Genomic DNA, 24,590 nt, shown 5'->3' with positions numbered 1-24,590 from the left:
GATTATGCGGCTTCGCAATAAACCGTGGGCAAAAGATTTCATGGCAGAGCATCCTGATGTGTTGATCCACGAAGAAGAAGGAACAGCAATAGAGTGGAAAGCGGTTTTCGGCAATGAAAATCCGATACATGTAGAAGTCGGAACAGGGAAAGGGCAATTCGTCATCGGCATGGCTCTAGCCAATCCAGACATCAACTATATAGGAATTGAGCATTTCGATAATGTGATCGTGTCCGCATTGGAAAAGGTCATTGAGTCGGAAAAACCTTCCAACTTACGGCTTCTTAGAGGAAATGGTGCCAATCTAGAGGGATTATTCCAAGCAGGGGAATTGGATAGGATCTACTTGAACTTCTCCGATCCTTGGCCGAAATCACGCCATGAAAAACGCCGGTTGACCCATGCATCATTTTTGGCCCGCTATGAGACGGTGTTGAAGAAAAGAGGGGAAATCCATTTCAAGACTGACAACAGGAAGCTGTTCGAGTACTCTCTCGTTTCCATGTCGGCTTACGGGATGATTCTTCAGGATGTGTCACTTGATTTGCATGCGGAAATGCCTGAGGATAATATTATGACAGAATATGAGGAAAAGTTCTCAGCAAAGGGGCAGCCTATCTACCGGTTGGAAGCAATGTTCAATAATTAGACGTGCGAAAGGGGATGTTATGTTTGGATACATACAATTTTCACGATATGAAACTAGCTTGGCTTGATGGGGGAGTCAATTTTCTTGACGGCGGAACGATGTTCGGGGTAGTTCCGAAAGCGTTATGGTCGCGTAAATATGATGTCGATGAAAACAACTTGATCGAGCTTCGTACTGATCCGATCTATATTTCCTATGAAGGCAAACATATCCTCATAGATTCAGGGATCGGGAAAGGGAAGCTTTCGGACAAGTTGAAGCGCAATCTCGGCGTCCGTGCCGAGACGAAAGTGGAGGAGAGTTTGGCAGAACTTGGATTGACGCCTGCTGACATCGATATGATCCTCATGACGCATTTGCATAATGACCATGCTGCAGGATTGACTGGTTATGCGAATGATGAACTTGTGTCGGTTTTTCCGAATGCGGAAATTCATGTATCTCAAGTCGAATGGGATGAAATGAGGAACCCTAATATCCGTTCGAGGAATACATACTGGAAAGAGAACTGGGAACCTGTCCAGCATCAAGTGAAAACATTCGAAGGTCGGGTGGAGATCTTGCCAGGCATCGAAATGATCCATACGGGTGGCCATAGCGACGGACATAGTGTAATTAAATTGACCCGAAAAGGTGAAACACTCCTTCATATGGGAGATCTTATGCCGACGCATGCCCATAGCAATCCGTTATGGGTGTTGGCTTTTGACGACTACCCGATGACTTCGATCTTTGCGAAGGAAAAGCTCATGAAAGAAGCATTGCCTGACCGATATCGTTTCATCTTCTACCATGATGCGGTTTACCGTCTCGTCCAATGGGATGAAGGCGGCAAAGAAATTACCGAATCGGTCGAGCGTACAAGATAATAAACATAAAAAAGCAACAGGTGAGGGGAATTGTTATGCTCCTTCACCTGTTGCTTTTAGTATGCATATTTTCTTTTTCATTTTTGAATCAATTCGACGACAGTGCCTGTTTGAGCGTTAGCCGCAAATTCGAATTGCTCCAGTTCGCCATTACGGATTCTTGTGATGCCGCCGCGGTACACTTCCATCGACAGGACATTGTTTGTAAACGGCTCTGGTTTCATTACAATCCACGAACCATCAATTGGGCCTTCTATTTTGAAGGCGTCCTTCACGGCATTCAAGACATGCTCCGCCGGAGTGTTCGGGTTCATCTTTCCGATTGCCTGATTGACAACGAGTCCGGCAGCTACACCTGTTAAAACTCCTGCTATGAAATCTTTCACTTTCATGTCTGTGAAACCCCCTCCATCAATCTTCCCCAAGTGTACCATATTTCAAAAAAATGTTTAACTCTTGAAATGGGAAATCATTTTTGAGTGAAAAACTAATTCGGAAAGCTAAATATTATAATGGAAAGTTTCAAATTCGTGCACTATACTAGAAGAAGTACATATCGAATTGGGGGAAAATTCTCATGAACAATGAAACGTTGACGATGTTTAAAACATTGACGGAACTGCCTGGAGCGCCAGGAAATGAGCATATGGTCCGCAACTATATGCGCGAAGAACTAGGCAAGTATTCCGATGAAATCATCCAAGACAATCTTGGTGGTATTTTCGGCGTCCGTAAAGGTCCTGAAGATGGTCCGCGGATCATGGTTGCGGGACATATGGATGAAGTTGGTTTCATGGTCACTGCGATCACCGATAACGGCATGCTCCGTTTCCAACCGCTTGGGGGCTGGTGGAGTCAAGTTCTATTGGCGCAGCGTGTCCAAATTATTACTGATAAAGGACCAGTAGTCGGTGTAATCGGCTCCATTCCACCACATCTGCTTAGCGATGAAATCCGAAATAAACCGATGGATATTAAGAACATGCTCATCGATATCGGAGCGGATGATAAAGAGGATGCAAAAAAAATCGGCATCCGTCCAGGACAGCAAATTGTTCCGATTTGCCCATTCACCCCAATGGCAAACGACAAAAAGATTCTGGCGAAAGCGTGGGATAACCGTTACGGCTGTGGCTTGGCGATCGAGCTGTTGAAAGAGGTTCATGGGGAAACGCTCCCGAATAACCTTTACTCTGGAGCGAATGTCATGGAAGAAGTCGGTTTACGCGGAGCGCAGGCTGCCGCTCGGATGATCAATCCTGATCTGTTCTTCGCTTTGGATGCGAGTCCGGCAAATGACGCTTCCGGCAATAAAAATGAATTTGGCCAACTTGGAAAAGGAACATTGTTGCGCATATTCGACCGTTCGATGGTGACGCACCGCGGCATGCGAGAATTTATTCTTGATACTGCGGAAACGAACAATATCCCTTATCAATATTTCATCTCCATGGGTGGAACAGATGCCGGACAAGTACACATTTCAAATGAAGGCGTGCCAAGTGCGGTAATTGGAATCTGTTCACGATACATCCACACGTCCGCTTCCATCATCCATACCGATGACTACGCGGCGGCAAAAGAGCTTCTCGTTAAATTAGTAAAAGCTTGCGATAAAACGACTGTTGAAACGATAAAGAGTAATGTTTGATTGAATTGCGATACAGCCATCCTTTTAAGTAACATTGAGGGTGGCTTTTTTTAGGACAGAAAGGAGAACAGCATGAATTTCATCATTGGTTCGACCAATCAAGCGAAAGTCAAAGCGGCACGTACAGTTATCGAAAACCACTTTCCAGGAAGCAAGGTGTCCGAAGTGAAAGTTCCGTCCGGAGTGAAGGATCAGCCTGTTGGCGATGAAGAAACGAGAGCCGGAGCATTGAACCGCGCAACGAATGCCACTAATGAATTAGTTGGGGCTATCGGCATCGGCTTGGAAGGCGGGGTGAAGGTGCTTGAGGACGAAATGTTCGTTTGCAACTGGGGTGCTCTCGTGTTGCCTTCAGGGAAATCATTCACAGCCGGAGGAGCGCAGATTCCATTGCCTGACGAAATCGCGTCCGAATTGCTGAAAGGACGGGAATTGGGAATTGTCGTCGATGAATATTTTAAAGCTAGCGGCATCCGGCATAGCGAAGGCGCAATCGGGATGTTCACTGCACATGCAGTCACGCGTGATAAGCTTTTCGAACACGTCATGCAATTATTGATTGGTCAATTGAAGTACTACAAGAACGCTTAATTTGCATATAGGCGTTATTATCTTTAAAATAGGTATCGGTATTTAATTAAAAATGTACGATTGGAGGAAGCTGAATGTTCCGCTTTTGGAAATTCTTATTCCTGGCACTCCTATCCATAATTGTATTAACCGCATGTGGCAAATCTTACGATGAACAAGCCACCGAGGCGATCCTCTCGGCAAAAGAGGCTTTTCAATTGCATGATCAACATGTGAATGATGAAGTCCATGGCGTTTCATTATATAAACCAGCCGGATTTACGGTAGACGAGAAGTCCGATGCCCACAATATCGTTATGAAAAAAGGCGATGAAACTTTCCTTCTTTTCATTAATCCAAATGAAAAAAAGGATAGCACACTCTTTTACGATCTGTTGAAAAAAACAGAGGATAAAGACAGGTTCGAGGAAGTGTTCACCGACGATGGATATTTCGGTTTCGCATCGATTGCCAAAAAAGGTGAGGATCAGGCCGAGCTCATTGCAAGTGTAGGCGGAATTAAAATAACGACAATTACTAAGATTAATAATATTGAAGCGAATATGGGCAAAATGATGGAAATTGTACGCTCCATCGAACAAGGCTCCTAATTCGTTGACGATTCGGTCACCCGGCGCAATTGCGGCGAGCGGCCGTTTATTTTTGAAGAAAGGGTGAAGGGCATGAATTCACAAAAATTAGTGGAACTACTGAAAGAGCAACTGCCATCCGAGCATTTGCAATGGAGCTTCGATCGGAAAACTGATAAAGTCCGTTTGGAGCATTCCATTCTGAAAAGAGGGATGGATATTTCCTTGCCGGAAATCCTTGCGAAATATGAAACGAAAAAAGAAGCTGCAATTAATGAAATCGTATACACGATACGGGAAACGTTCAATGCGATGGAAAAAGAGCAGACGGAAGGATTCTTGAAAGAAAATGGAATCTATCCCGTCATTCGTTCGACTTCCTTCCCAAAAACGTCAAAGGCGGGAGATCGCTTCATTGTAAAAGATCATACAGCGGAGACAAGAATCTTCTATGCGCTGGACTTGGGTACTACATACCGTCTTATCGATGAGTCGATGCTTGAATCTCTTGGCATGACGGAGTCGGAAATAATGGAATCAGCACTGTTCAAGGTGAGATCGTTGCCGACAACTATGAAAAAGGACGAAGTGGCAGGAAACCTGTTTTATTTCGTCAATAATAATGACGGTTACGATGCGAGTCGTATTTTAAATCATTCCTTCCTGAAGGAAATGGAAGAGAATATTGAAGGACATATGACCGTTTCGGTTCCTCATCAGGACGTTCTGATTATCGGCGATATCCGAAATGATACCGGGTATGATGTGCTTGCACAAATGACGATGCAATTTTTCACAGTCGGGGCGGTGCCAGTCACCTCCTTGTCATTCATTTATGAAGATGGTAAATTGGAACCGATTTTCATAATGGCAAAAAATCGGGTTGCTCGAAAGGAAGGTAAAAAGAAATGAATATTTTTTACAATGAAAACGGAGTGGGCGATGTACTCCTCGTTCAATTGACGACAGAACGCCCAGAAAATAGTGAAATTGAAAAGAAGAATGATATTGCTCTTATTAAAGACGCAGCAACGGATAAAGTCGTTGGTTTCAACGTCTTCAATGCTTCAGACTATGTGAAGACGGAAGTTAACGGACAAGTTGAAACGACGGAAGAAATTGTCGATCAGCTGCAAGAAGCGCTGAAGTCGAATGGAGTGGATCTCGAGTTGGATGTCGATTTCACTCCGAAGTTCGTAGTCGGGCACGTCGTAGCAAAAGAAAAGCATCCAAATGCGGATAAATTGAGTGTGTGCAAAGTCGATGTGGGAAATGAAACACTTCAAATCGTCTGTGGTGCGCCAAATGTCGAAGAAGGCCAAAAAGTCGTCGTGGCGAAAGTGGGGGCGGTCATGCCTTCTGGAATGGTCATCAGAGATGCGGAGCTCAGAGGAATCGCTTCCTCGGGAATGATTTGTTCAGCTAAGGAACTAGGCATTCCAAATGCTCCTGCTGAAAAAGGGATTATGGTCCTTGGTGCAGATGCGACTCCCGGTGATTCTTTTACAATATGACATTAGAAAAACGTACTGCCCCATGCAGTACGTTTTTCTTATTTTGTCCATACGATTGATTTAATCGTCGAAAACCTGCTAAAATAGAATGATCGACTTGAAGAGAGTGATAGATTTGACTTGGATTAAAAAAATGATGAACCGAATACTTGATACAGATAAAAATGAAGAATATGAAGAAAATTTAATCGACATTGAACTTGAAGAGCAAGAAGAGGAAGTACGAATTGAAAAGCCGGCTTTCCGTTTTCCAATCATTACCGATGCTGAAATCTATGGCTGGGAACCCGATCCGGAAAACGAACGTAGAAAAGCGGGTAATTTAATTACGGAACTTGAAGACGATGGGTTCGAACCTGTTCCGTTATATAAAAATGAAAGATGGCCAGGAGGAAACGAAAAACCGACTATCCATCGTGCGACAGCTCCGCTGAAGTATCAAAAGAAGCATGAACTCGAACCGGAAGCAATCCCGAGACTAGCTCCTAAAAAGGACGCCGTGCCTGCCGAAGAAGATAAAGAGAAAAATAGTTCGACAATTATCCGGAAACGGAGCAGCCGTCCGTTCACACCGACTGAAGTGGTGTCACCGATCTATGGCTATTCGAGACCAGAGGTTAAGAATTTTCACGCCATGCTCGACGAGTGGGATACTGGAACCGAAAAAATTAATGATTTAACCCATACCGACTCGACATTTGATCAAAACGATGCTAACTTCACTAATGGACAAATAGTGGCGGAAGAAGAAAATAACCGCATTGATTTAGTAGATCATGCACATACTTTGGATAAAGAAGAAGTGCTGAATAGTGATCATCCGGCCGATCAGAGTTTTGCGGAATTGGATGAGCCCGAAAACGAAATGGGAATGAGCGACGGTCAGCTTCCGGTAATGGATGAACGTCATTTAGTCCATGTGGAAGAGGTTGTTGAAGAGGAACATTTCAAAGCTGAATCATTCGAATCGGCGGTTGACCAAGTGGAAGAAACGATTACGGTTGAAATGGACGGACATCTTGGTGAGTTATACGAATCAGAGGCTGTAGAACAGCATGAACCTGGGCTTGATCCGGAACTAACGGCTAAGGAAGAGGTCGAAGTGGATCCGCAACCGATAATCGAAGAATTCAAGTATGAACAGACTCCGGAAGCTCCAGAAGTGGAAGAGCTAACGTATGAACGTTCTTCGGAAACCTCTAATGAGAAAGAGTCTCCGACTGTCCATGCTACGGAAACGAGAATGGAAGACGCTTCTGATCCTGTACGCAGCCCTGTACAGAAAAAAGAAAAGATAGTGCCTTTCAATGTCCTCATGTTGAAAAATGATAAATTGAAATATGAGGAACGCGAAAAAAGAGTGAACAGTAAGCCTGTATTGGAATCTAAACCAGGTGATGTTGAAACAGCAGCTGCTGTACAAACGGAACCCGAACACGACCTAGACGCGGATCAGGAAGAGCTGGAAGACCAACCTTATTATGCATTCCCTTCGAAAGAGTTTCTTATTCAGCCTGAGGAGCATATAGAAGATTCGGAATGGCTCCAGTCCCAGTCAGAAAAGCTGGAAGAGGCGCTTTCCTATTTCGCAGTGCAGGCAAACGTCATTGAAGCAGTGCAAGGACCGACTGTCACGAGATTCGAGTTGACAGTTGGGCACGGAACGAAAGTGAGCAAGGTCCGTAATTTAACAGATGATTTGAAGTTGGCTCTTGCGGCGGAGGATATTCGGATTCAGGCGCCGATTCCGGGAACGAGCTCGATCGGAATCGAAATCCCGAACCGGAAGCCGAGGGCCGTCCGGATTTCGGAAGTGATCGAAACGAAACGGTTCCAAGACTCGGAATCTCCATTGGAAGCGGTTCTAGGGCTTAGCTTGACAGGCGAGCCGGTAACGTTGGATTTGCGTAAAATGCCGCATGGAATGATTGCCGGAGCAACGGGATCAGGAAAATCTGTGTGCATCAATTCAATTTTAATCAGTTTATTGTATAAAGCTTCACCTGCAGATTTGAAAATGCTGCTCATCGATCCAAAAATGGTGGAACTGGCTCCTTTTAACGGAATACCGCATTTGTTGAGCCCAGTCATCACAGACGTTAAGGCCGCGACTGCTGCCTTGAAATGGGCGGTCGGTGAAATGGAGCGCCGATATGAACTATTTGCGCATGTCGGAGCGAGAAATATTGAACGATATAATGAAATGGCAGAGAAGGACCGCAAATTTTCTTTGAAACTGCCTTACTTGCTCATCGTCATTGACGAGCTGGCGGACTTGATGATGATGGCTCCTGCAGACGTGGAAGTTTCAATCAGCAGAATCACCCAAAAAGCAAGAGCATGCGGCATTCACTTGATTATTGCGACACAACGCCCATCCGTCGATGTCATTACCGGGACGATCAAGGCGAATGTCCCGACCCGTATTGCATTTTCGGTTTCTTCCCAGATTGACTCCCGTACAATCATCGATACACCGGGAGCTGAAAGACTTCTAGGAAAAGGCGATATGCTTTATCTTGGAAACGGTCAATCTTCTGCAATGCGGTTACAAGGTACATTTGTCACGGATGCCGAAATTGAACGTATAATAGAACACGTTCAGAACGAAGCGGAGCCGGATTATTTATTCGGCCAAGAGGACTTATTGGCGAACACAATGGAAGAAGAGGAGTCAGATCCTTTATTCGCCAATGCCTGCAAGTTCATTATCGAACAAGGCAGTGCTTCTACTTCCTTATTGCAACGTAACTTCAGCATCGGCTATAACCGTGCCGCAAAACTGATGGACCGCATGGAGAAATTAGGTTTTATTTCCGAGCAAAGGGGAAGTAAAGCACGGGAAGTCTATTTGACAGAAAGTGAGCTTAACCATTTTTTGAATGGTAATGAAAAGCCGGTTGACTTGTAATAAATTTGATTAACGATTCACTTGAAATGGAATTGGGAATAGAGATTACTAAAAAATGAATGGGGAATTGGCTGTTGGGCGTTTGCTCCTGGCTGATGAACCATAGTGTGGGAACATTTATGATCCCGGGAGGTTGCATTATGACATTGTACCATTTTATAGGAATTAAAGGATCGGGAATGAGTTCCCTTGCACAGATCCTTCATGATTCATCTTATACAGTGCAAGGTTCCGACGTGGAGAAGTATTTCTTTACGGAAGACCCGTTGCATGAAAGAAAAATAACGATTTTACCTTTTGATGAAAATAATATTAAGCCTGGGATGACTGTTATTGCGGGGAATGCTTTCCCCGACAGCCATCCCGAAATCGTAAGAGCACACGAATTAGGCATCGAAGTAATACGCTATCACGTTTTCTTAGGCAACTATATGAAGAAATCCATTTCTGTAGGTGTTACGGGGTCTCATGGAAAGACATCAACAACTGGGTTGTTGGCGCACGTTTTGGCCGGGAATGCACCGACGTCCTATCTAATCGGTGATGGCACAGGCAAAGGAGTCGAGGACAGCGAATACTTCGTTTTCGAAGCGTGCGAATATAAACGTCATTTCCTTGCCTACGAGCCTGACTACGCGATTATGACCAATATTGATTTTGATCATCCTGATTATTTTAAGGATTTGGATGATGTAATGGATGCATTCGGCCAAATGGCTTTGCGCGTAAAGAAAGCGATTATTGCTTGCGGTGATGATCTTCATTTACCGCAAATCAAAGCGAATGTTCCTGTTGTCTTCTATGGTTTTGACGAAGTGAATGACTTCTCTGCTAAAAACATAGTTAAGTCGGAAAAGGGCGCAACATTTGACGTGTATGTGCGAAACGAATACTACCATACGTTCAGCATCGCATTGGCGGGTGACCATGGAATTTTGAATTCCTTAGGTGTCATTGCATTATGCCACTATGAGGGAATTCCGGCTGCAGGCATTGAAGAGAGATTGGCGACTTTTAATGGCGTCAAAAGACGTTTCACTGTAACGGAATCATTCGGCCGCACGATTGTGGACGATTATGCCCATCATCCGACGGAAATTAGGGCGACTTTGCAATCAGCTAGGCAGAAGTATCCCGACAAGGAAATCATCGCGATTTTCCAGCCGCATACGTTTACGCGCACCGCGGCTCTCCTTGAGCAATTCGCAGACAGCCTATCAGCTGCAGACCACGTCTATTTATGCGACATTTTCGGCTCTGCCCGGGAAAAATCAGGCAATTTGACGATCGATGACCTCGTCGGCAAAATCCCTGGAGCAAAGCATCTCGATTTGAATAACATCGATGTTCTCGATGAGCACGGAAATGCAGTTTATCTATTCATGGGAGCGGGCGACATTCAAAAGTATTTAAATGTCTTCGCCGAACATACAAAAAAAGAAGAAACAGCCTGATCCCCTTCGGATCAAGCTGTCAGACTGTAGACCAAACTCCGGAAATTTCGGCGTTTGACTACAGTCTTTTTTCTTTTAAAAGGATCTATAATATTTATTGGGGTATTCACCAAATTCAACAAAAAAATGCGCGTAATCACCGTTGGTATTTAGATCGTTATCTAGGCTTGTGTAATGAAATTGCAGAGGGCATATGTACTGAAAGAGGAATACTTAAAATGGTTTGACTGGGCAAAGACCACAGAGGATATGGCAACTTTAAAGCAAAGATATTATTGAACATTCGATATGGAGAAATCGGGGTTCATTTAGGTTAATGATTTAATTTACTGCGATATTGATTTAAAAGAGATTCGTTGATTGGAGCGTAAGGCGGCGACTCCTGCGGGAACAGCACGAGCAGAAGACCCTGGACTGAGCGAAAGCCGTAACGAAGAACGGCTTTTGCGAGTAAAAGCGTAGCGTTACGAGCATAGGGGTGCTGTCTAATTTCTGCACAAAACGCAGAAATTAGACAAATCGAACCCTTCGCTGTTCGATTGGCTGATGCCGTGCCCGCAGAAAGCGTCCGCCTGAGCGCAAATCAACATTATTCTAAGCTAAACCTAAATGAAAGAGTGACGTGCAGATCACTTCACCCCAACATTTGATATAGAACCGTCTTTTAAGGAAGCTCCTTGTCTACTCTTCAGATCAAATCGCGCGGTTCTTCCAGCATTCCATATATCTATCCAATGACGTGTAAATCAATATACTTAATATCCAGAAATAATTTATTTCGGAAAAATTGAAGGAGATTTGCTAAAGATGTCGAAAAAGGTTAGAGTAGGCGGCGTTTATTTATTTCATTTATAGGGTAGAAATTATCTATGGATGTTTATCGGGAGGAGGATTGCCATGGAAGTATTACTGTATATTGCTGCAATCGTTGCGGCAATCGCATTTTTGATTTTATGCATTAGCCTTGCAATGACATTAGGTTCATTGAAAACGACATTACGAAGCGTTTCCGAAACATTGGATGGCTTGACGAACCAGTTGGAAGGGGTCACGTCTGAAACGACGGAACTTCTTCATAAGACAAATGCCCTTGCCGAGGATATTCAACAGAAATCCGAAAAATTGAACACTGTCGTTGATGCAGTGAAAGGTGTAGGAAACTCTGTCAGCGACTTGAATAGCTCAGTTCGCCGAGTCACCAATTCAATCACTGTCGAAGCCGAGAAGAACAGTGATAAAATAGCTCAAGTCGTTCAATGGAGCAATGTCGCATTCGGCATCATCGGCAAAGTGAAAGATATGAAAGCGGAAAGATCATCAGGATGGACTGTCTATAAACCTGACACTGGACAGAAGAGATTGCCTGGTCCGGATGTACGCTAATATGACCGCCTAAAGGGAAACTTCAATCGGTGGGGTTCCTGCCGATTGTTAGTAGAACCAATCCTTCATGGACTGTCTGTTGAGCATACACGTAAGCGAATGTTTAACAGACAGATGATGCGGGAAAAAAACATATAGGAGGAATTCACATGACTGATAAATTAAAACCGAACTATAACGATGCGCAATACGATCACCACTATTACGGGAACCAAGAATATAAGAACACTTTTGGTGAGCCATCCCAGCTGCCTGTTAGCTATCCATACCGTTCCAATACGGATGATTTCTATGATAACGACGACTCCGGAGCAGGAAGCTTCCTGTTGGGAGCACTCGTTGGTGGCGTAATTGGCGCGGCAGCGGCATTGTTCTTGGCACCGAAAACGGGCAGGGAAATGCGCGACGATTTCTCGGAGCAAGCTGTTCAACTGAAAAATAAGGGAATCGAATTGAGTACTGTAGCGAAGGATAAAGCGACAGAAATCACTTCTGTGGCAAAGGAAAAGACTGACGGCTTGACGAAAACGATTCAAGAACAATCCGGCCAGATTGTCGATAAAGTGAAATCGATGGCAAATAAAACATCTGTGCCAATGGATGATGGAACAGCGTCGTCCGAAGGTGAAGAGGCTATCGACTTCGTCGGAACTTCAACGGAGCAGGATAAAAAAGACGCTAAGGATCAATCGACAAAGAATAGCGATGTTTCCTATGACAATAGCGAGAACTTCGGACAAGATAAAAATGTGAATCAAAATCATATTTCTGTCGAAAAAGAAAAATGATAGTAAAGAGCCAGACAGCCCTGAATGGGTTGTCTGGCTCTTTCGTTTCTAGGATTGTCAGGTGCCGAATCGGATTTCGAGTGCGTCCCCGCTGTAAACAGGATCATTGAAGCCAATCGGCTCTCCGTTACGTAACAGCTGATAGGAAGTAGATGCAGTTTTTGGCAACGAATAATCGATAAATAGGAAAACATCACTGAACAGAAATGGCCTTTGTACCGTCTCTTGTATTATAAGCCGGTCCCCTGGGTGGACGATTGTGGAAGTATCAACTTGTTGCTCATTCAATAGGATGGAAGCTCCAATGTTCATCATCGTCACCGGTTCGCCATTGAATGTTACACTCGCTGTTGCAAAAGTGAATTTCTCCAATGAAGAAATGACTTCCCCGACGGTAGGATAAGTTTGCATCTCTAAACGGACTTCATCATCAGCTTTGAGACGATGATCCAAAGGAACAGGCATATTGCCAACAATGTATTGTGGAGTCAAGTTTTCCAAAATGACACTTTTATTATTCACGTAAACTTGGAAAGGCTCGAAAGTTTCAATGCCGATTTCTGATAGCACATTATTCAGTTTCGTTGAATGAGAATAATATATTTCATCTCTATCGTTCACAACGGTATCAAGCCCAACCGGAATGCCATTGCATTCTATACTTGGCACAATAGTATGTTCACGTCCGTTGATCGTCACTTCGATTGGAGAAAAATCACCGATCAAATCGCGAATTATTGCGGATGCATCCTTTCCATCCAATCCACGTTCCAAAGTAATTTCATCGCCGTTCGAAATGAAATCTTTCGTACTGGCGGGTTTCCCGTTCAGCAGTATTATGGAAGGTCTGCCATGTTCGCCAGGAATCGTCATGAGGCTGCCGTTCAAAGTAACCGACATCCCCAATCCTGGCTTGCCATACAATTGTCTAGCTTTTATATTTGCAGCAAGCAATGCATCCCCGACTGTCATCTCCTTCAATTCAAACAAACGGATTGTTTTTTCATTTACAATTACCGACATATAATGGATTGGTGCCCGTCTTGCTGCAATCGCGATGCCGATTGGCGTAACGAGGGCAGGTGTGGAGACGATGCCATCTGATAAAGTGATGTCTGCCAAAGCATCGAGGCCGCGGATGCCGACACGGTTTTCAGGCAAGTCGAGTCGGATGCTCAATTCCTTTGTCAAAAGAGGCGTGAGACTCCCGCCGCCGACAACCATGACGGCTTGCGGCGACTTACTATTATTAAGCCTTTTGATTTCTTCTGCGATGCTTGACGCCAGCTTCTCGATGGAAGGCTTGATAAGTGTTATGACTTCCGAAGAGGGCACTTGCTGTTCAAAGCCGAGAATATCGGACACTGTAATCGTTTCATCTGTTGCAAGAGAGCGCTTTGCAATTTCAGCTACCGGGAAGTCAAGAAGATAATGGTTGCTGAGCGCTTCCGTAATTTCATCCCCTGCGATAGGAACCATGCCATACGAGACGACTGTATTATTATTCGTAATGGCAATATCCGAAGTTCCTGCTCCGATATCGACGAGAGAGACATTCAATCTGCGCATGGAAGGGGGGATGAGAACATTGATAGCGGCAATCGGTTCGAGTGTCAAAGCCTCCATTTCAAGATTTGCACGCTTCAATGCGGATAGAAGCGACTCGACGACTACGCGAGGGAGGAATGTCGCAATGACTTCAGCTGTTGCGGTTCTGCCTGCCTGATCGATCAGACTGCCAATTTCATCCCCATCAAGCTTATAATGAAGGACTGAATAGCCGACACAGTAATAATAATCGTCAGTAGTGGATGCAGAAGATAATAATTTCTGTTGTGCTTGTTGGACCGCGGCCAATTCGAGTCGGTTTATATCCTCCGAAGTGAAAAGTGATGTCCCTGCGATGTCAATCGTCATGGAACCTTCCATCGTTTTCAACGCACGTCCTGCGGCAGCAACACTCACTCTCTTTAGAGTCCCGTGTCGTTCCTCCAGTATGGACTTTATTTCGGATATGACGGCGGCGACGCTAACAATATTATGTATTTGCCCATCAATCATCGACCGTTCCTTATGTTCGATCGTGACGAGATCGGCAACGTGATAACGGCCATCCTGTTCGGTCAAGATGATGCCGACGACAGAACGTGTACCGATATCGAGTGCAAAAAGTTTGTTCGACAGAATAACACACCTCTTTTTCGTCAAATACTAAGAAAATTAGACAATATATAAAAATGACGTGACTTTTCAAATACTTTTCTTTATACTTGGACTATTATATAAAAATGTAACATAGAATTCCTTCTTCGAAAAGGGAATGATATGTGCGGGGAGGAGACGTAATGATGAGACAAAATGATTTAGATCAGCTTAGGGGTCAAGTAGATGAGTTGAATACCAAAATATTGGACTTGATCAATGAACGTACATCGGTTGTCCAAGAAATTGGAAGAGTGAAGGAAAAGCAAGGTGTCAACAGGTATGATCCGATCCGTGAAAGGGAAATGCTCAACGCCTTGGTCCAATCGAATAAAGGACCGATTCCAAACGGGATTCTGGAACAGATTTTCAAAGGTATCTTCATGTCGGCACTTGAGATTCAGGAAGATGAGCAACGCAATGCATTGCTTGTTTCCCGTGAACGCAAGCCTGAAGACACGATTGTAGATGTGAATGGACAAAAAATCGGAAATGGGGAACCGACTTTCATTTTCGGACCTTGTGCCGTTGAATCATACGAACAAGTTCTTGCAGTTGCTCAATCAATCAAAGCAAAAGGGTTGACGATGCTAAGAGGCGGCGCTTACAAACCGCGTACATCCCCTTATGACTTCCAAGGGCTCGGCCTCGAAGGCTTGAAAATCTTGAAGCGTGTCGCTGATGAAACAGGCTTATCTATCGTTACGGAAATCATTACGCCTTCCCACTTGGAAGAGGCTCTCGATTATATCGATGTCATCCAAATCGGGGCACGCAACATGCAGAACTTCGAATTGCTGAAGGAAGCGGGCATGGTGAATAAACCGGTTCTCCTGAAACGTGGATTGGCGGCGACGATTGATGAATTCATCAATGCAGCTGAATATATCATTTCCAAAGGGAATAGCCAGATCATGCTTTGCGAACGTGGAATCCGTACATATGAGCGGGCAACACGCAACACATTGGACATATCTGCAGTTCCGATCTTAAAACAGGAAACACATTTACCTGTATTTGTGGACGTCACTCACTCGACAGGCAGAAAAGACTTGTTGCTTCCGACTGCAAAAGCGGCAATTGCCGTCGGAGCGGACGGTGTAATGGCGGAAGTGCATCCTGATCCGGCTGTTGCTCTTTCCGATGCGGCACAGCAAATGGATATTAAACAGTTCGATGAGTTCTATGCGGAAATTGAAAGATTCATGAACACCCATCAGACTGTCTAAGTTTGTATTATTCTATAAACAACGCCGGACCTTTCAAGGATCCGGTGTTTTGTTTATAATGAAAGTAAGCGAATACATACTGATGGGAAGGAGATTCGTCAATGGCAGTTACTATATATGATGTAGCAAGGGAAGCGAATGTTTCCATGGCTACTGTTTCTCGTGTTGTGAACGGGAATCAGAACGTAAAACCGGCAACACGAAAAAAGGTCCTCGAGTGTATCGAGCGCCTCGGCTATCGTCCAAATGCAGTGGCGAGAGGGCTTGCTAGTAAAAAAACGACAACGGTGGGTGTCATCGTTCCGGATATTTCAAAAAGCTATTATGCCGAACTTTCCCGAGGCATTGCAGATATTGCGACGATGTATGAATACAATATCATCTTATCCAACTCGGATAAGCGGGCGACAAGGGAAGTTGAGCTATTAGAAGATCATCTCGGCAAACAGGTTGATGGCCTCATTTTCATGAGCGATTCCCTCTCAGAGGAAATCCGATCTGAAATGGCGACGGCAAATGTGCCAATTGTTTTGGCTGGCACGTTAGGGGATGACACGAAATTGCCGACGGTGAACATTGACCATGAGGAAGCGGCGTATGAAGCCGTAAAGAAATTGATAGAAAATGGACATGAGCGTATCGTACATGTAAGCGGACCGATGTCCAGGGACATCAATCGCCTATGTAAGAAAGTCGGATACGAGAGGGCGTTGAAGGAAGCAGGCCTTCCTCTCATTGAGGAGTATTTCATAGAAACGGATAATACGTATGATGACGCTTACGAAAAATGGACCGTTATTCGTGAACTTGAAGAGAAGCCGACCGCCATTTTTGCAGGCAATGATGAAATTGCAGTTGGTGTGTTAAATGGAATTAGGGATGATGGCTATTCGGTGCCGGATGATTACGAAGTGATCTGTTTCCAACATTCATTGCTATCACGTGCAGTAAGGCCGCAATTGACAGCCATCGTCGTCCCTTTATATGACTTGGGCGCGGTTTCGATGAGATTGTTGACGAAACTGATGAACGGTGAGGAAGTCGATGATGTAAATGTCATTCTGCCTTACCATAAAGAAGTACGCCAATCAACGAAATGAAAAGCTGTTCCGGATAAAATTCCGGAACAGCTTTTTTTCACGCCAAGGCTCATTTATTCCCACCAAGGCTCGATTAGGCACCGCTATTGCTGACTCCTCACAATATGTAAAGCGCGATCGAGCATTTGAGCATTCTTTTCTGTAATTTCCGCTTTCCTTGGAATCGGCTCGTACAACGGATCGGGATCCTCCCACGTTTCGATGAAAGGTACAGGGGACTCAGCTTGCCAAGCATTGAGCCATTGTTTCGGCAACCTCCCTGTAGGAACCGGGAGTTGCTTCATAGCTAGCCAAATATGCGACCATGCTCTCGGGACAACCCGCCATATATCATATCCGCCGCCGCCGACAGCAATCCATCGGCCATCACAATAGCGATCGGCAATTTCACGTGCAATCCGTGGTATTTGTTCATATATTTTCATCGTTCCGTACAAATGGGTGAGGGGGTCGAAATAATGTGCATCCGCTCCATTTTGGGTCAAGATGACGTCGGGTTTGAAATAAGCGGCGACCTCTTCAATTGCAGTCTTGTAAATGGTTAGAAACGACTCGTCCTCCGTGAATGCATCAATCGGGAAATTGAAAGACGTCCCGTAACCTTCGCCATTCCCACGTTCAGTGACAGCACCCGTCCCGGGGAAAAGATATCTACCAGTTTCATGGATGGAAAGTGTGCAGACGTTCGGATCGTCGTAAAAGGTCCATTGCACGCCGTCTCCATGATGTGCATCCGTGTCAATATAGAGCACACGGGCGCCATATTTCTTCTGAATATATTTGATGGCGACCGAGCTGTCGTTATATACGCAGAATCCAGATGCCTTTCCTTGGAATCCATGATGGAGTCCACCACCCAAGTTCAATGCGTATTTCGCCCTTCCTTCCATCACTTCATCGACTGCCGTCAACGTCCCACCGACAAGCATGGCACTCGCTTCGTGCATATTCGGGAAGATGGGGGTGTCTTCCGTTCCAATGCCATAAACGGAACCGATATCTTCACTGATGAGTCCCCGGCCGGCTCTTTTCACAATGTCGATGAACTTCGCATCATGGACCAATAATAATTCCTCATCAGTCGCGGTTCTCGGGATGATGATGTCATCATCCGAGATTGCATCACTTTTCTTCAAAAGATCCAATGTCAAAACAATTCTCTTCTGATTAAAAGGGTGGGTGTCCGAAAATGAATAGCCAAGTTGCTCCTCCGAAAAAATGAAAACAGCATCTCTCATCATAGGTCAATGCCAGGAACATTCGGCCACAAGACTTCAAATCCATTTTTACGCAAGCCATCTATGACATTGAGCGGATTCATCGTCTTGACGCGAATTACAAGAATTTTATTATTTTCATTTTCCTTATCGGGGTATACGAGAACACTAAGCACATTCAATTTATGCTCATGGAACACTTTGGACACTTCAAAGAGGATGCCGGGTATATTCGGTACACGGACTTCAATCTGGGATCCCGGCTGATGTACCCCGGTCAACTCGATATACTTATACAATAGATCCGTTTCCGTCAGGATGCCGACGAGCTTCCCGTTGGAGACAATCGGAAGACAACCGATTTGATTATCATAAAATATGACTGCCGCCTCTTCGACAAAGTCCATTGGATGGCCGCTAATTGTATTTGTCGTCATGATTTCAGATAAGGGTTTCTTGAAAACGGTTACATCGCGAGAATCGGAATAGAGGGAAGGGACCACTTCTTTCAGATCTCGGTCCGTTACGATTCCCACGAGGCCTTTAGCATCCGAAACGATCGGGAGATGCCGAATTTTATTTTCCTGCATGATTGTCAAGGCATCTCTCACAGTATGTTCAGGTGAAAGGGAGATGACCTCCCTTTTCATAATCTCTTCAATTAACACTAGAATAACCTCCCATCAATACATGAAACGGTTCATGAAACGAAGACTGTCAAATTGTTGGACTGATTCCTGATCGACTCTTTTGCCGATTCTCGCCATGAGGCAATTCGCGGGATGCGAGCTGATTTCTGGATCATCAGTTGCATAATATTCCAACCCGCCAGCATTCATCATCTTCTCCATCACTTTCCGATATTCCCACACATTCAGTTTCGTCCCTTTTAAATCCCAATGCCAATAATATTCGGTCGTGATGATGATATAATCCTCCATTGCATCATCCATCATGGACACTTCCAGCAACGCCTTCCCAACTCCGCCGCCCCTATATTTAGGAATCACTTCGATTGCGCCCAACTCGATGAGATTTTCCATCTTTCCTTTCGACCATCTCTCAAGCGGATCGGGATATAAATACGTTACGTAACCGACGACTTGGTTCATGTCGCGTACGATGATTATCCGTCCTTCCGGAAGATCGGCGATTTCAATCAGTGCTTTATGCTGCTGCTCAGGCGGTCTGAAAGCAATTAAATCTTCATGGAATTCAAGGTTGGCCAATTCGTTGCCCGGAATCGGGCCTTCTATGACGAGGTTGCCATTTTTATGTTTCACTTCCATCGCGTTATACGTTTTCCTATGCTCCAAATTTATCACCGTCCTACAATTAAATAGATCTTATTCACAGTATACAACAATTAAGTTCGAGGCAGAGAACTTCTTGATGACAAATTAATCAACAATACTAAAGATATGAATTTATTAGCAAATAAAGAATGAATAATGTAGAATAATAGAGGTAAATGTTCCACGAAAGGGTGATAGGAATGGAAAATAATATTTTACCTGTAATGCAAGGGGACTATCAATTACAGGATTATGACCAAACAGCGAAGGATTTTAAATGGTCTGACGTAGAGAAGGAGTTCAGCTGGTATGAGACCGGGCTTATTAACATCGCGCACGAGGCTGTGGATCGTCATGCGAATTCCTATCGGAAAAACAAAGTAGCTCTTTTTTACAAAGATGCGGAACGCAAGGAAGCGTTTACGTATAATGAAATGAAAAGAATGTCCAATAAAGCGGCGAATGTACTGACGAACCATTCGACATTGGAAAAAGGGGACCGTATTTTCGTTTTCATGCCGCGCTCACCTGAGTTGTATTTTGCGATACTTGGGGCATTGAAGATGGGGACGATTGTTGGACCGCTTTTCGAAGCGTTCATGGAAGGGGCGGTCTATGACAGGCTTTCCGACAGCGAAGCGAAAGCGATTGTGACGACACCTGAATTGTTGGACAGGATTCCTGTAGACAAATTACCACACTTGAAAACAATCTTTTTAGTTGGCGAAAATATTGAAGAAAATGATAAGTATATAGATTTCAAGAAACATTTGAAAACAGCGTCTCCGTACTTCCAAGTAGAGTGGTTGGATCGAGAGTCTCCGACGCTGCTCCACTATACGTCCGGCTCTACCGGCAAACCTAAAGGTGTTTTGCATGTACAGGAAGCAATGGTGCAGCAGTTGCAGACGGCTCGCTGGGTATTGGATTTGAAGGACGAAGATGTTTTTTGGTGTACGGCGGATCCTGGTTGGGTTACAGGGACGGCGTACGGGATCTTTGGTCCGATGCTTGCTGGTGCGACATCGCTTATTGTCGGCGGGAGATTTTCCACGGATAGCTGGTATGAATCCATTCAAGAGTATGGCGTAACGGTTTGGTATAGTGCGCCGACAGCTTTCAGGATGTTGATGGGCGCGGGTGCGGGTCCATTGGAGAAATATGATCTATCATCTTTGCGTCATATTTTGTCAGTCGGAGAACCATTGAACCCAGAAGTTATCCGTTGGGGGATGGAAGTGTTCAAGCTACGGATCCATGACACTTGGTGGATGACAGAAACAGGGGCGCAAACGATCTGCAACTTCGGATCATTGCCGATCAAATTGGGCTCGATGGGGAAAGCGGTACCGGGCATTGAAGCGGCAATCGTAGATGATCGCGGGCAAGTGTTGCCTCCGAATCGGATGGGTAATCTGGCGATCAAAAAAGGCTGGCCTGCAATGATGAGGCAAATTTGGAATAACCCCGAGAAATATGATTCGTATTTCTTGAATGATGAATGGTATGTCTCCGGAGATTCTGCTTACATGGACGAGGACGGCTATTTCTTCTTCCAAGGCCGTGTCGATGATGTCATTATGACGAGCGGCGAACGAGTAGGGCCGTTCGAAGTGGAAAGCAAGCTGCTGGAGCATCCGGCGATTGTAGAGGCGGGTGTCATCGGAAAGCCCGATCCGGTCCGCGGTGAAATCATAAAGGCATTTGTTGCGCTTCATGAAGGATATGAGCCTACCGAAAAACTTGAGGAAGACATTAAGCAATTCGTCAAAAAGGAACTTGCCGCGCATGCAGCGCCAAGAGAAATTGAATTTAAGGACAAGCTTCCGAAGACAAGAAGCGGTAAAATAATGCGCCGAGTGTTGAAAGCATGGGAACTGAACCTGCCGACTGGCGACTTATCGACGATGGAAGACTGATAACAGATTAGAAAAGGGACTCCCAGTTTGCGGGAGTCCCTTTCTATTTGACTGTTTAATCGTCGTCATCATCGTCTGAAGGGGGTTTGTTGCCGCCTCCGGTATTGCTGTTATTGCCATTTCCGTTATTTCCGTTGTTTTCGCCGTCGCTCCCATTTCCGTTATCATTCCCATTGTTGCCTTCGCTGTTTCCACCGCCATTATTTTCATTTCCTGGCGGTGTCGCCGGTGGTTTATTCTCGTCGTCCGGCGTATCGGTCGGTGGCGGTTCCGGGCTATCGACGATTACGATGTTGGAGCCTCCGGATAAAAGTCCGGTAATATCGACCGCTCGTACGTAATAATCACCAGGGCCAATAGCGAGAGAATTTGCAGATCCATCAATGACTGTCGCAATTCGTTCGTTGTTCCGATAAACATAATAACCAATGACATCATTGGAAGGGGATTCTGACCAAACCAATGTCGATCCGTTAAGGGATGCGCTAACTCCTCCTGGTGCAGCATCGTCAGCAGGGAAGGTTGCACCCGATACGACGCTGGAAGAGAACGCGGATATTGATGGGAACAACTTCGAAGCATCTCCGCCCCATGGTCCAAGCATCCGGTCGATGAATGCCTGGTTAACTCCAGTTCCACCTGAAACGATAAACTCTGCTGGCGTCGAAGGAAGCGCCATGTATCGGCTGCCTTTGACAGAGACATAGGATGCATTAATTATGCTGTCATCTGGTTCAGTAGGCAACATCACTTTTGAATTGAATAAGTCAGACCTGACCAATCCCGCTGAAGTACACGCAGCAGACGGAGCCAATCCGGATATTCCACAGAAAGGTTTTGAAACGACGCCTTTCGGCTGTTTAAACGTGCTGGCTGCACCGATTATATCCGGTCTTACTTTGTTCGCAGCATTCATCAGTCTGCCGAATAGCATTGTAGTACGTGTGGTCGGGTGCATTTGCCCTGATCCGCGTGTATACAGTTTCCGTGTTTGGTCGTAATAGCCAAACCATAGCCCCATTGAAATGTTCGGGTTATAACCGACAAGCCAAGCATCCGCATATTTATTCGTTGTTCCTGTCTTTGCGGCCAAATCGGTTTTGAAATTCATGAAGCTAGGTAACTGCTGACCTGTTCCTCCAGGCTTTAGAACATCCCGGAGCATATCTGTAACGATATAAGATGTTTCTGGACTGAATACATCGACAGGTTTTATTTCATGTTGATAAACAACATTGCCTGACATATCCTCGATTCGTTCGATGATATACGATTGGATGAATTTGCCGCCGTTCGCGAACGTGGCGAATGCATTCGTGTTTTCTTCAACACTAACTCCGACCTTCATACCTCCGAAAGAGGTTGAATAGTTAGTATAGTCTTCCTTATGAAGCTTGGTGAAATTCATCTTCTCTAAAAACTCTGCAGGGCGCCTGTCCACAATTTCCCTATATAATCGGGCTGTTGGCAAGTTCAGTGATTCCGCCAATGCTTTCCTTGCCGGGATAATCCCGTTTTCCACATCGGCATTATAGTTTGAAGGACTCCACGTATCAGTTCCGTCCGGTACTTCGAATTTGACATCGACGACAGGGCTACCTGCGCCGATCACACCATACTCAATCGCTGGTGCATAGACAAGGAGCGGTTTCATCGACGAGCCGTTTGGCCGATGAGCTTGCGTAGCATGGTTCGTAGCTATCAGTTGGTGATCACGTCCTCCGATAAAGGATAGAATCTTTCCAGTACTATTTTCAATCATAATAGCTCCGACTTGAACAGGGTCATCTTTCAGAATAATCTCCCCGGTACTGTAATCCTTCTCTTCGCGTGTATATGTGAACCCGTAATGCTCGAATTCCTGAGCGATTTTATTCATTTCATCATAAAGATCCTTTTCGACAGTCGAATAAATTCTATATCCGCCTGTCCGCATTTCGCGCTCTGCAAGAATCTCGTATTTTTCCTGTACTTTACGATCTTCCTCAACCCGTTCGGGGTCGATGCCATCCTTTTCCGCCAAGATCTTCGCTAAAATTTCGATGGTTTCCTTTTGAATTTCCTGTGTCAAATAAGGGTATCTTTCGGTTGCGCGCTCCGTCTTTTCACGGAAATCTTTTGTAATATCATAAGCGACTGCTTCTTCATATTGCTTATCTGTAATATAGCCGGTTTCCTTCATACGAAAAAGGACCGTTTTCATCCTATCGATTCCAGGTTTAATATTTTCATCATTTTTCAAGCCGCCGCCATAATAGCTGCCCTTAAATGGTGTATACGCAAACGGGGCTTGCGGAATTCCTGTGATATACGCTGCCTGGGGAAGGTTTAGTTCTTTTGCAGTCACACCAAAAATACCTTCTGCTGCAGTTTCGATTCCCGCTATATTTTGCCCCATTGCGTTTCTTCCATATGGAATGATATTTAAGTAGGCTTCGAGAATTTCCTCTTTATCCATGAAATGTTCAAGCCGCATGGCGAGAAGGATTTCTTTTGCCTTCCGCTCATAGGAAACTTCATTCGTCAAAATCTGGTTTTTAATCAATTGTTGGGTAAGGGTCGATCCACCTGTCTGACTGGATGAATTTGTCACGTCCTGAAAAAGTCCACGGAAAATCGCTTTTGGAACAATCCCTTCATGTGTTTCAAAATACTCGTCTTCCGTCGCCAAAACGGCATCGATGACGAAAGGAGAAACATCCTTCAATGTCGTCTCTTTCCGTTCGATATCGGCATTTACTTTCCCTAAATAAATATCATTGGCAAAATAAATTTCCGAAGTCTCTTCATAATTAAAAATATTACTCCGCATTTCAGTTTTGGATCGTAACGGTTCTTTCGCGACAAGTGATGCAAAATAACCGGCGCCGACTGAAGCCGCAAAAACGCCGAGAGTCAGCCCGAAGATGAGGAAGAGGAGAAAGAGGTTCCAAATGACCCCAGATGTGATTCGAACTCCCTTTGCCCATCTTTTTTTCTTTAGTGTTTCAAATTTCTCTTCTATAAGATCTATCCTGTTTTTACGTTTTTCGCTCAAGTTTTCATCCCCCCTAAAATCCTTCCTATTATAGCACATTTCGTGGAAATCAATAGAAAATGTTTGACAAACCGATATTTTAGACTACAATAAGACTTATATCATTTTTCACATGGTGAGGAAGCCGGAGTAGGAACGGTCGAGCCGTCTAGAGAGGCAGCGGTTGGTGGAAGCTGTCCGGTACATCGTTTGCGAATTACAGCTTTGGAGTG

At 44.8% G+C, this 24,590-nt stretch carries 20 protein-coding genes; 14 read left to right on the top strand and 6 right to left on the bottom strand.

Annotated elements, in window-relative coordinates; genetic code table 11:
• The first annotated feature begins 4 nt into the window (after positions 1 to 4).
• Positions 5 to 649 carry a tRNA (guanosine(46)-N7)-methyltransferase TrmB gene (gene trmB / locus AB1K89_RS07995; protein ID WP_413054238.1) on the top strand — a complete coding sequence of 215 codons (645 nt, stop codon included), beginning with the start codon at positions 5 to 7 and terminating at the stop codon, positions 647 to 649.
• A gap of 23 nt (positions 650 to 672) precedes the next feature.
• Positions 673 to 1,518, top strand: a complete 846-nt coding sequence (locus tag AB1K89_RS07990; protein ID WP_413054237.1) for a YtnP family quorum-quenching lactonase — start codon at positions 673 to 675, stop codon at positions 1,516 to 1,518.
• Between the two features lie 77 nt (positions 1,519 to 1,595).
• On the opposite strand, the gene AB1K89_RS07985 is transcribed toward AB1K89_RS07990, so the two are convergent.
• Positions 1,596 to 1,910, bottom strand: a complete 315-nt coding sequence (locus AB1K89_RS07985; RefSeq protein WP_413054236.1) for a hypothetical protein — start codon at positions 1,908 to 1,910, stop codon at positions 1,596 to 1,598.
• Between the two features lie 185 nt (positions 1,911 to 2,095).
• On the opposite strand from AB1K89_RS07985, the gene AB1K89_RS07980 reads away from it, so the two are divergent.
• From AB1K89_RS07980 to AB1K89_RS07940, 9 genes are all read left to right on the top strand, one after another.
• Positions 2,096 to 3,169: a M42 family metallopeptidase gene (locus AB1K89_RS07980; protein ID WP_413054235.1), complete on the top strand. Its 1,074-nt coding sequence runs from the start codon at positions 2,096 to 2,098 to the stop codon at positions 3,167 to 3,169.
• Between the two features lie 72 nt (positions 3,170 to 3,241).
• Positions 3,242 to 3,760: a DUF84 family protein gene (locus AB1K89_RS07975; RefSeq protein ID WP_413054234.1), complete on the top strand. Its 519-nt coding sequence runs from the start codon at positions 3,242 to 3,244 to the stop codon at positions 3,758 to 3,760.
• 74 nt (positions 3,761 to 3,834) lie between these two features.
• Positions 3,835 to 4,350: a hypothetical protein gene (locus AB1K89_RS07970; protein ID WP_413054233.1), complete on the top strand. Its 516-nt coding sequence runs from the start codon at positions 3,835 to 3,837 to the stop codon at positions 4,348 to 4,350.
• A gap of 72 nt (positions 4,351 to 4,422) precedes the next feature.
• On the top strand, positions 4,423 to 5,241 hold the full coding sequence (locus AB1K89_RS07965; RefSeq protein WP_413054232.1) for a DUF1444 domain-containing protein: 819 nt from the start codon (positions 4,423 to 4,425) through the stop codon (positions 5,239 to 5,241).
• Positions 5,238 to 5,843, top strand: a complete 606-nt coding sequence (gene ytpR / locus AB1K89_RS07960) for a YtpR family tRNA-binding protein (RefSeq protein WP_413054231.1) — start codon at positions 5,238 to 5,240, stop codon at positions 5,841 to 5,843. The genes AB1K89_RS07965 and ytpR overlap by 4 nt, the downstream gene beginning before the upstream one ends.
• A 115-nt stretch (positions 5,844 to 5,958) precedes the next feature.
• On the top strand, positions 5,959 to 8,754 hold the full coding sequence (locus tag AB1K89_RS07955) for a DNA translocase FtsK (protein WP_413054230.1): 2,796 nt from the start codon (positions 5,959 to 5,961) through the stop codon (positions 8,752 to 8,754).
• Positions 8,755 to 8,894: 140 nt separating this feature from the next.
• The gene (murC, locus tag AB1K89_RS07950; RefSeq protein ID WP_413054229.1) at positions 8,895 to 10,208 is read left to right on the top strand and encodes a UDP-N-acetylmuramate--L-alanine ligase; all 1,314 of its coding nucleotides are present in this window, start codon (positions 8,895 to 8,897) and stop codon (positions 10,206 to 10,208) included.
• An 897-nt stretch (positions 10,209 to 11,105) separates the two neighbouring features.
• Positions 11,106 to 11,591, top strand: a complete 486-nt coding sequence (locus tag AB1K89_RS07945; protein WP_413054228.1) for a DUF948 domain-containing protein — start codon at positions 11,106 to 11,108, stop codon at positions 11,589 to 11,591.
• Between the two features lie 149 nt (positions 11,592 to 11,740).
• Positions 11,741 to 12,379 carry a YtxH domain-containing protein gene (locus AB1K89_RS07940; RefSeq protein WP_413054227.1) on the top strand — a complete coding sequence of 213 codons (639 nt, stop codon included), beginning with the start codon at positions 11,741 to 11,743 and terminating at the stop codon, positions 12,377 to 12,379.
• 57 nt (positions 12,380 to 12,436) lie between these two features.
• On the opposite strand, the gene AB1K89_RS07935 is transcribed toward AB1K89_RS07940, so the two are convergent.
• Positions 12,437 to 14,587, bottom strand: coding sequence for a cell division protein FtsA (locus tag AB1K89_RS07935; protein ID WP_413054226.1), 2,151 nt, complete (start codon positions 14,585 to 14,587; stop codon positions 12,437 to 12,439).
• 140 nt (positions 14,588 to 14,727) lie between these two features.
• Between AB1K89_RS07935 and AB1K89_RS07930 the strand changes: the two genes are divergently transcribed.
• Positions 14,728 to 15,810 carry a bifunctional 3-deoxy-7-phosphoheptulonate synthase/chorismate mutase gene (locus AB1K89_RS07930; RefSeq protein WP_252503200.1) on the top strand — a complete coding sequence of 361 codons (1,083 nt, stop codon included), beginning with the start codon at positions 14,728 to 14,730 and terminating at the stop codon, positions 15,808 to 15,810.
• A 101-nt stretch (positions 15,811 to 15,911) separates the two neighbouring features.
• A complete protein-coding gene (ccpA, locus tag AB1K89_RS07925; RefSeq protein ID WP_413054225.1) occupies positions 15,912 to 16,910 on the top strand; it encodes a catabolite control protein A in 999 nt (332 codons plus the stop codon).
• Positions 16,911 to 16,993: 83 nt separating this feature from the next.
• Here the strand turns inward: ccpA and AB1K89_RS07920 are convergent, their stop codons facing one another.
• Genes AB1K89_RS07920 through AB1K89_RS07910 form a run of 3 tightly spaced genes read right to left on the bottom strand, consistent with a single transcriptional unit; the run spans position 16,994 to position 19,443 of the window.
• Positions 16,994 to 18,148: an acetoin utilization protein AcuC gene (locus AB1K89_RS07920; protein WP_413054224.1), complete on the bottom strand. Its 1,155-nt coding sequence runs from the start codon at positions 18,146 to 18,148 to the stop codon at positions 16,994 to 16,996.
• A complete protein-coding gene (locus AB1K89_RS07915; RefSeq protein WP_413054223.1) occupies positions 18,148 to 18,795 on the bottom strand; it encodes an acetoin utilization AcuB family protein in 648 nt (215 codons plus the stop codon). The genes AB1K89_RS07920 and AB1K89_RS07915 overlap by 1 nt, the downstream gene beginning before the upstream one ends.
• Before the next feature lie 15 nt (positions 18,796 to 18,810).
• On the bottom strand, positions 18,811 to 19,443 hold the full coding sequence (locus tag AB1K89_RS07910) for a GNAT family N-acetyltransferase (protein ID WP_413054222.1): 633 nt from the start codon (positions 19,441 to 19,443) through the stop codon (positions 18,811 to 18,813).
• A gap of 179 nt (positions 19,444 to 19,622) precedes the next feature.
• Here AB1K89_RS07910 and acsA point away from each other — a divergent pair, with 179 nt between their 5' ends.
• Entirely contained in the window at positions 19,623 to 21,341 is a 1,719-nt protein-coding gene (acsA, locus tag AB1K89_RS07905; protein ID WP_413054221.1) for an acetate--CoA ligase, read from the top strand.
• 55 nt (positions 21,342 to 21,396) lie between these two features.
• On the opposite strand, the gene AB1K89_RS07900 is transcribed toward acsA, so the two are convergent.
• Positions 21,397 to 24,378, bottom strand: coding sequence for a transglycosylase domain-containing protein (locus AB1K89_RS07900; RefSeq protein ID WP_413054220.1), 2,982 nt, complete (start codon positions 24,376 to 24,378; stop codon positions 21,397 to 21,399).
• Between the last annotated feature and the right edge of the window lie 212 nt (positions 24,379 to 24,590).

Source organism: Sporosarcina pasadenensis (assembly GCF_047228845.1).
Lineage (GTDB): Bacteria > Bacillota > Bacilli > Bacillales_A > Planococcaceae > Sporosarcina.
The sequence above is the reverse complement of the archived record's forward strand: the minus strand, read 5'-3'. Positions and strand labels throughout refer to the sequence as shown.

Excerpts from the sequence above, each read along its gene's own strand:
- trmB (WP_413054238.1), top strand. The coding sequence starts at position 5 with ATGCGGCTTCGCAATAAACCGTGGGCAAAAGATTTCATGGCAGAGCAT.
- AB1K89_RS07985 (WP_413054236.1), bottom strand. The coding sequence starts at position 1,910 with ATGAAAGTGAAAGATTTCATAGCAGGAGTTTTAACAGGTGTAGCTGCC.
- AB1K89_RS07980 (WP_413054235.1), top strand. The coding sequence starts at position 2,096 with ATGAACAATGAAACGTTGACGATGTTTAAAACATTGACGGAACTGCCT.
- AB1K89_RS07975 (WP_413054234.1), top strand. The coding sequence starts at position 3,242 with ATGAATTTCATCATTGGTTCGACCAATCAAGCGAAAGTCAAAGCGGCA.
- AB1K89_RS07970 (WP_413054233.1), top strand. The coding sequence starts at position 3,835 with ATGTTCCGCTTTTGGAAATTCTTATTCCTGGCACTCCTATCCATAATT.
- AB1K89_RS07965 (WP_413054232.1), top strand. The coding sequence starts at position 4,423 with ATGAATTCACAAAAATTAGTGGAACTACTGAAAGAGCAACTGCCATCC.
- ytpR (WP_413054231.1), top strand. The coding sequence starts at position 5,238 with ATGAATATTTTTTACAATGAAAACGGAGTGGGCGATGTACTCCTCGTT.
- murC (WP_413054229.1), top strand. The coding sequence starts at position 8,895 with ATGACATTGTACCATTTTATAGGAATTAAAGGATCGGGAATGAGTTCC.
- AB1K89_RS07945 (WP_413054228.1), top strand. The coding sequence starts at position 11,106 with ATGGAAGTATTACTGTATATTGCTGCAATCGTTGCGGCAATCGCATTT.
- AB1K89_RS07940 (WP_413054227.1), top strand. The coding sequence starts at position 11,741 with ATGACTGATAAATTAAAACCGAACTATAACGATGCGCAATACGATCAC.
- AB1K89_RS07930 (WP_252503200.1), top strand. The coding sequence starts at position 14,728 with ATGAGACAAAATGATTTAGATCAGCTTAGGGGTCAAGTAGATGAGTTG.
- ccpA (WP_413054225.1), top strand. The coding sequence starts at position 15,912 with ATGGCAGTTACTATATATGATGTAGCAAGGGAAGCGAATGTTTCCATG.
- AB1K89_RS07920 (WP_413054224.1), bottom strand. The coding sequence starts at position 18,148 with ATGAGAGATGCTGTTTTCATTTTTTCGGAGGAGCAACTTGGCTATTCA.
- acsA (WP_413054221.1), top strand. The coding sequence starts at position 19,623 with ATGGAAAATAATATTTTACCTGTAATGCAAGGGGACTATCAATTACAG.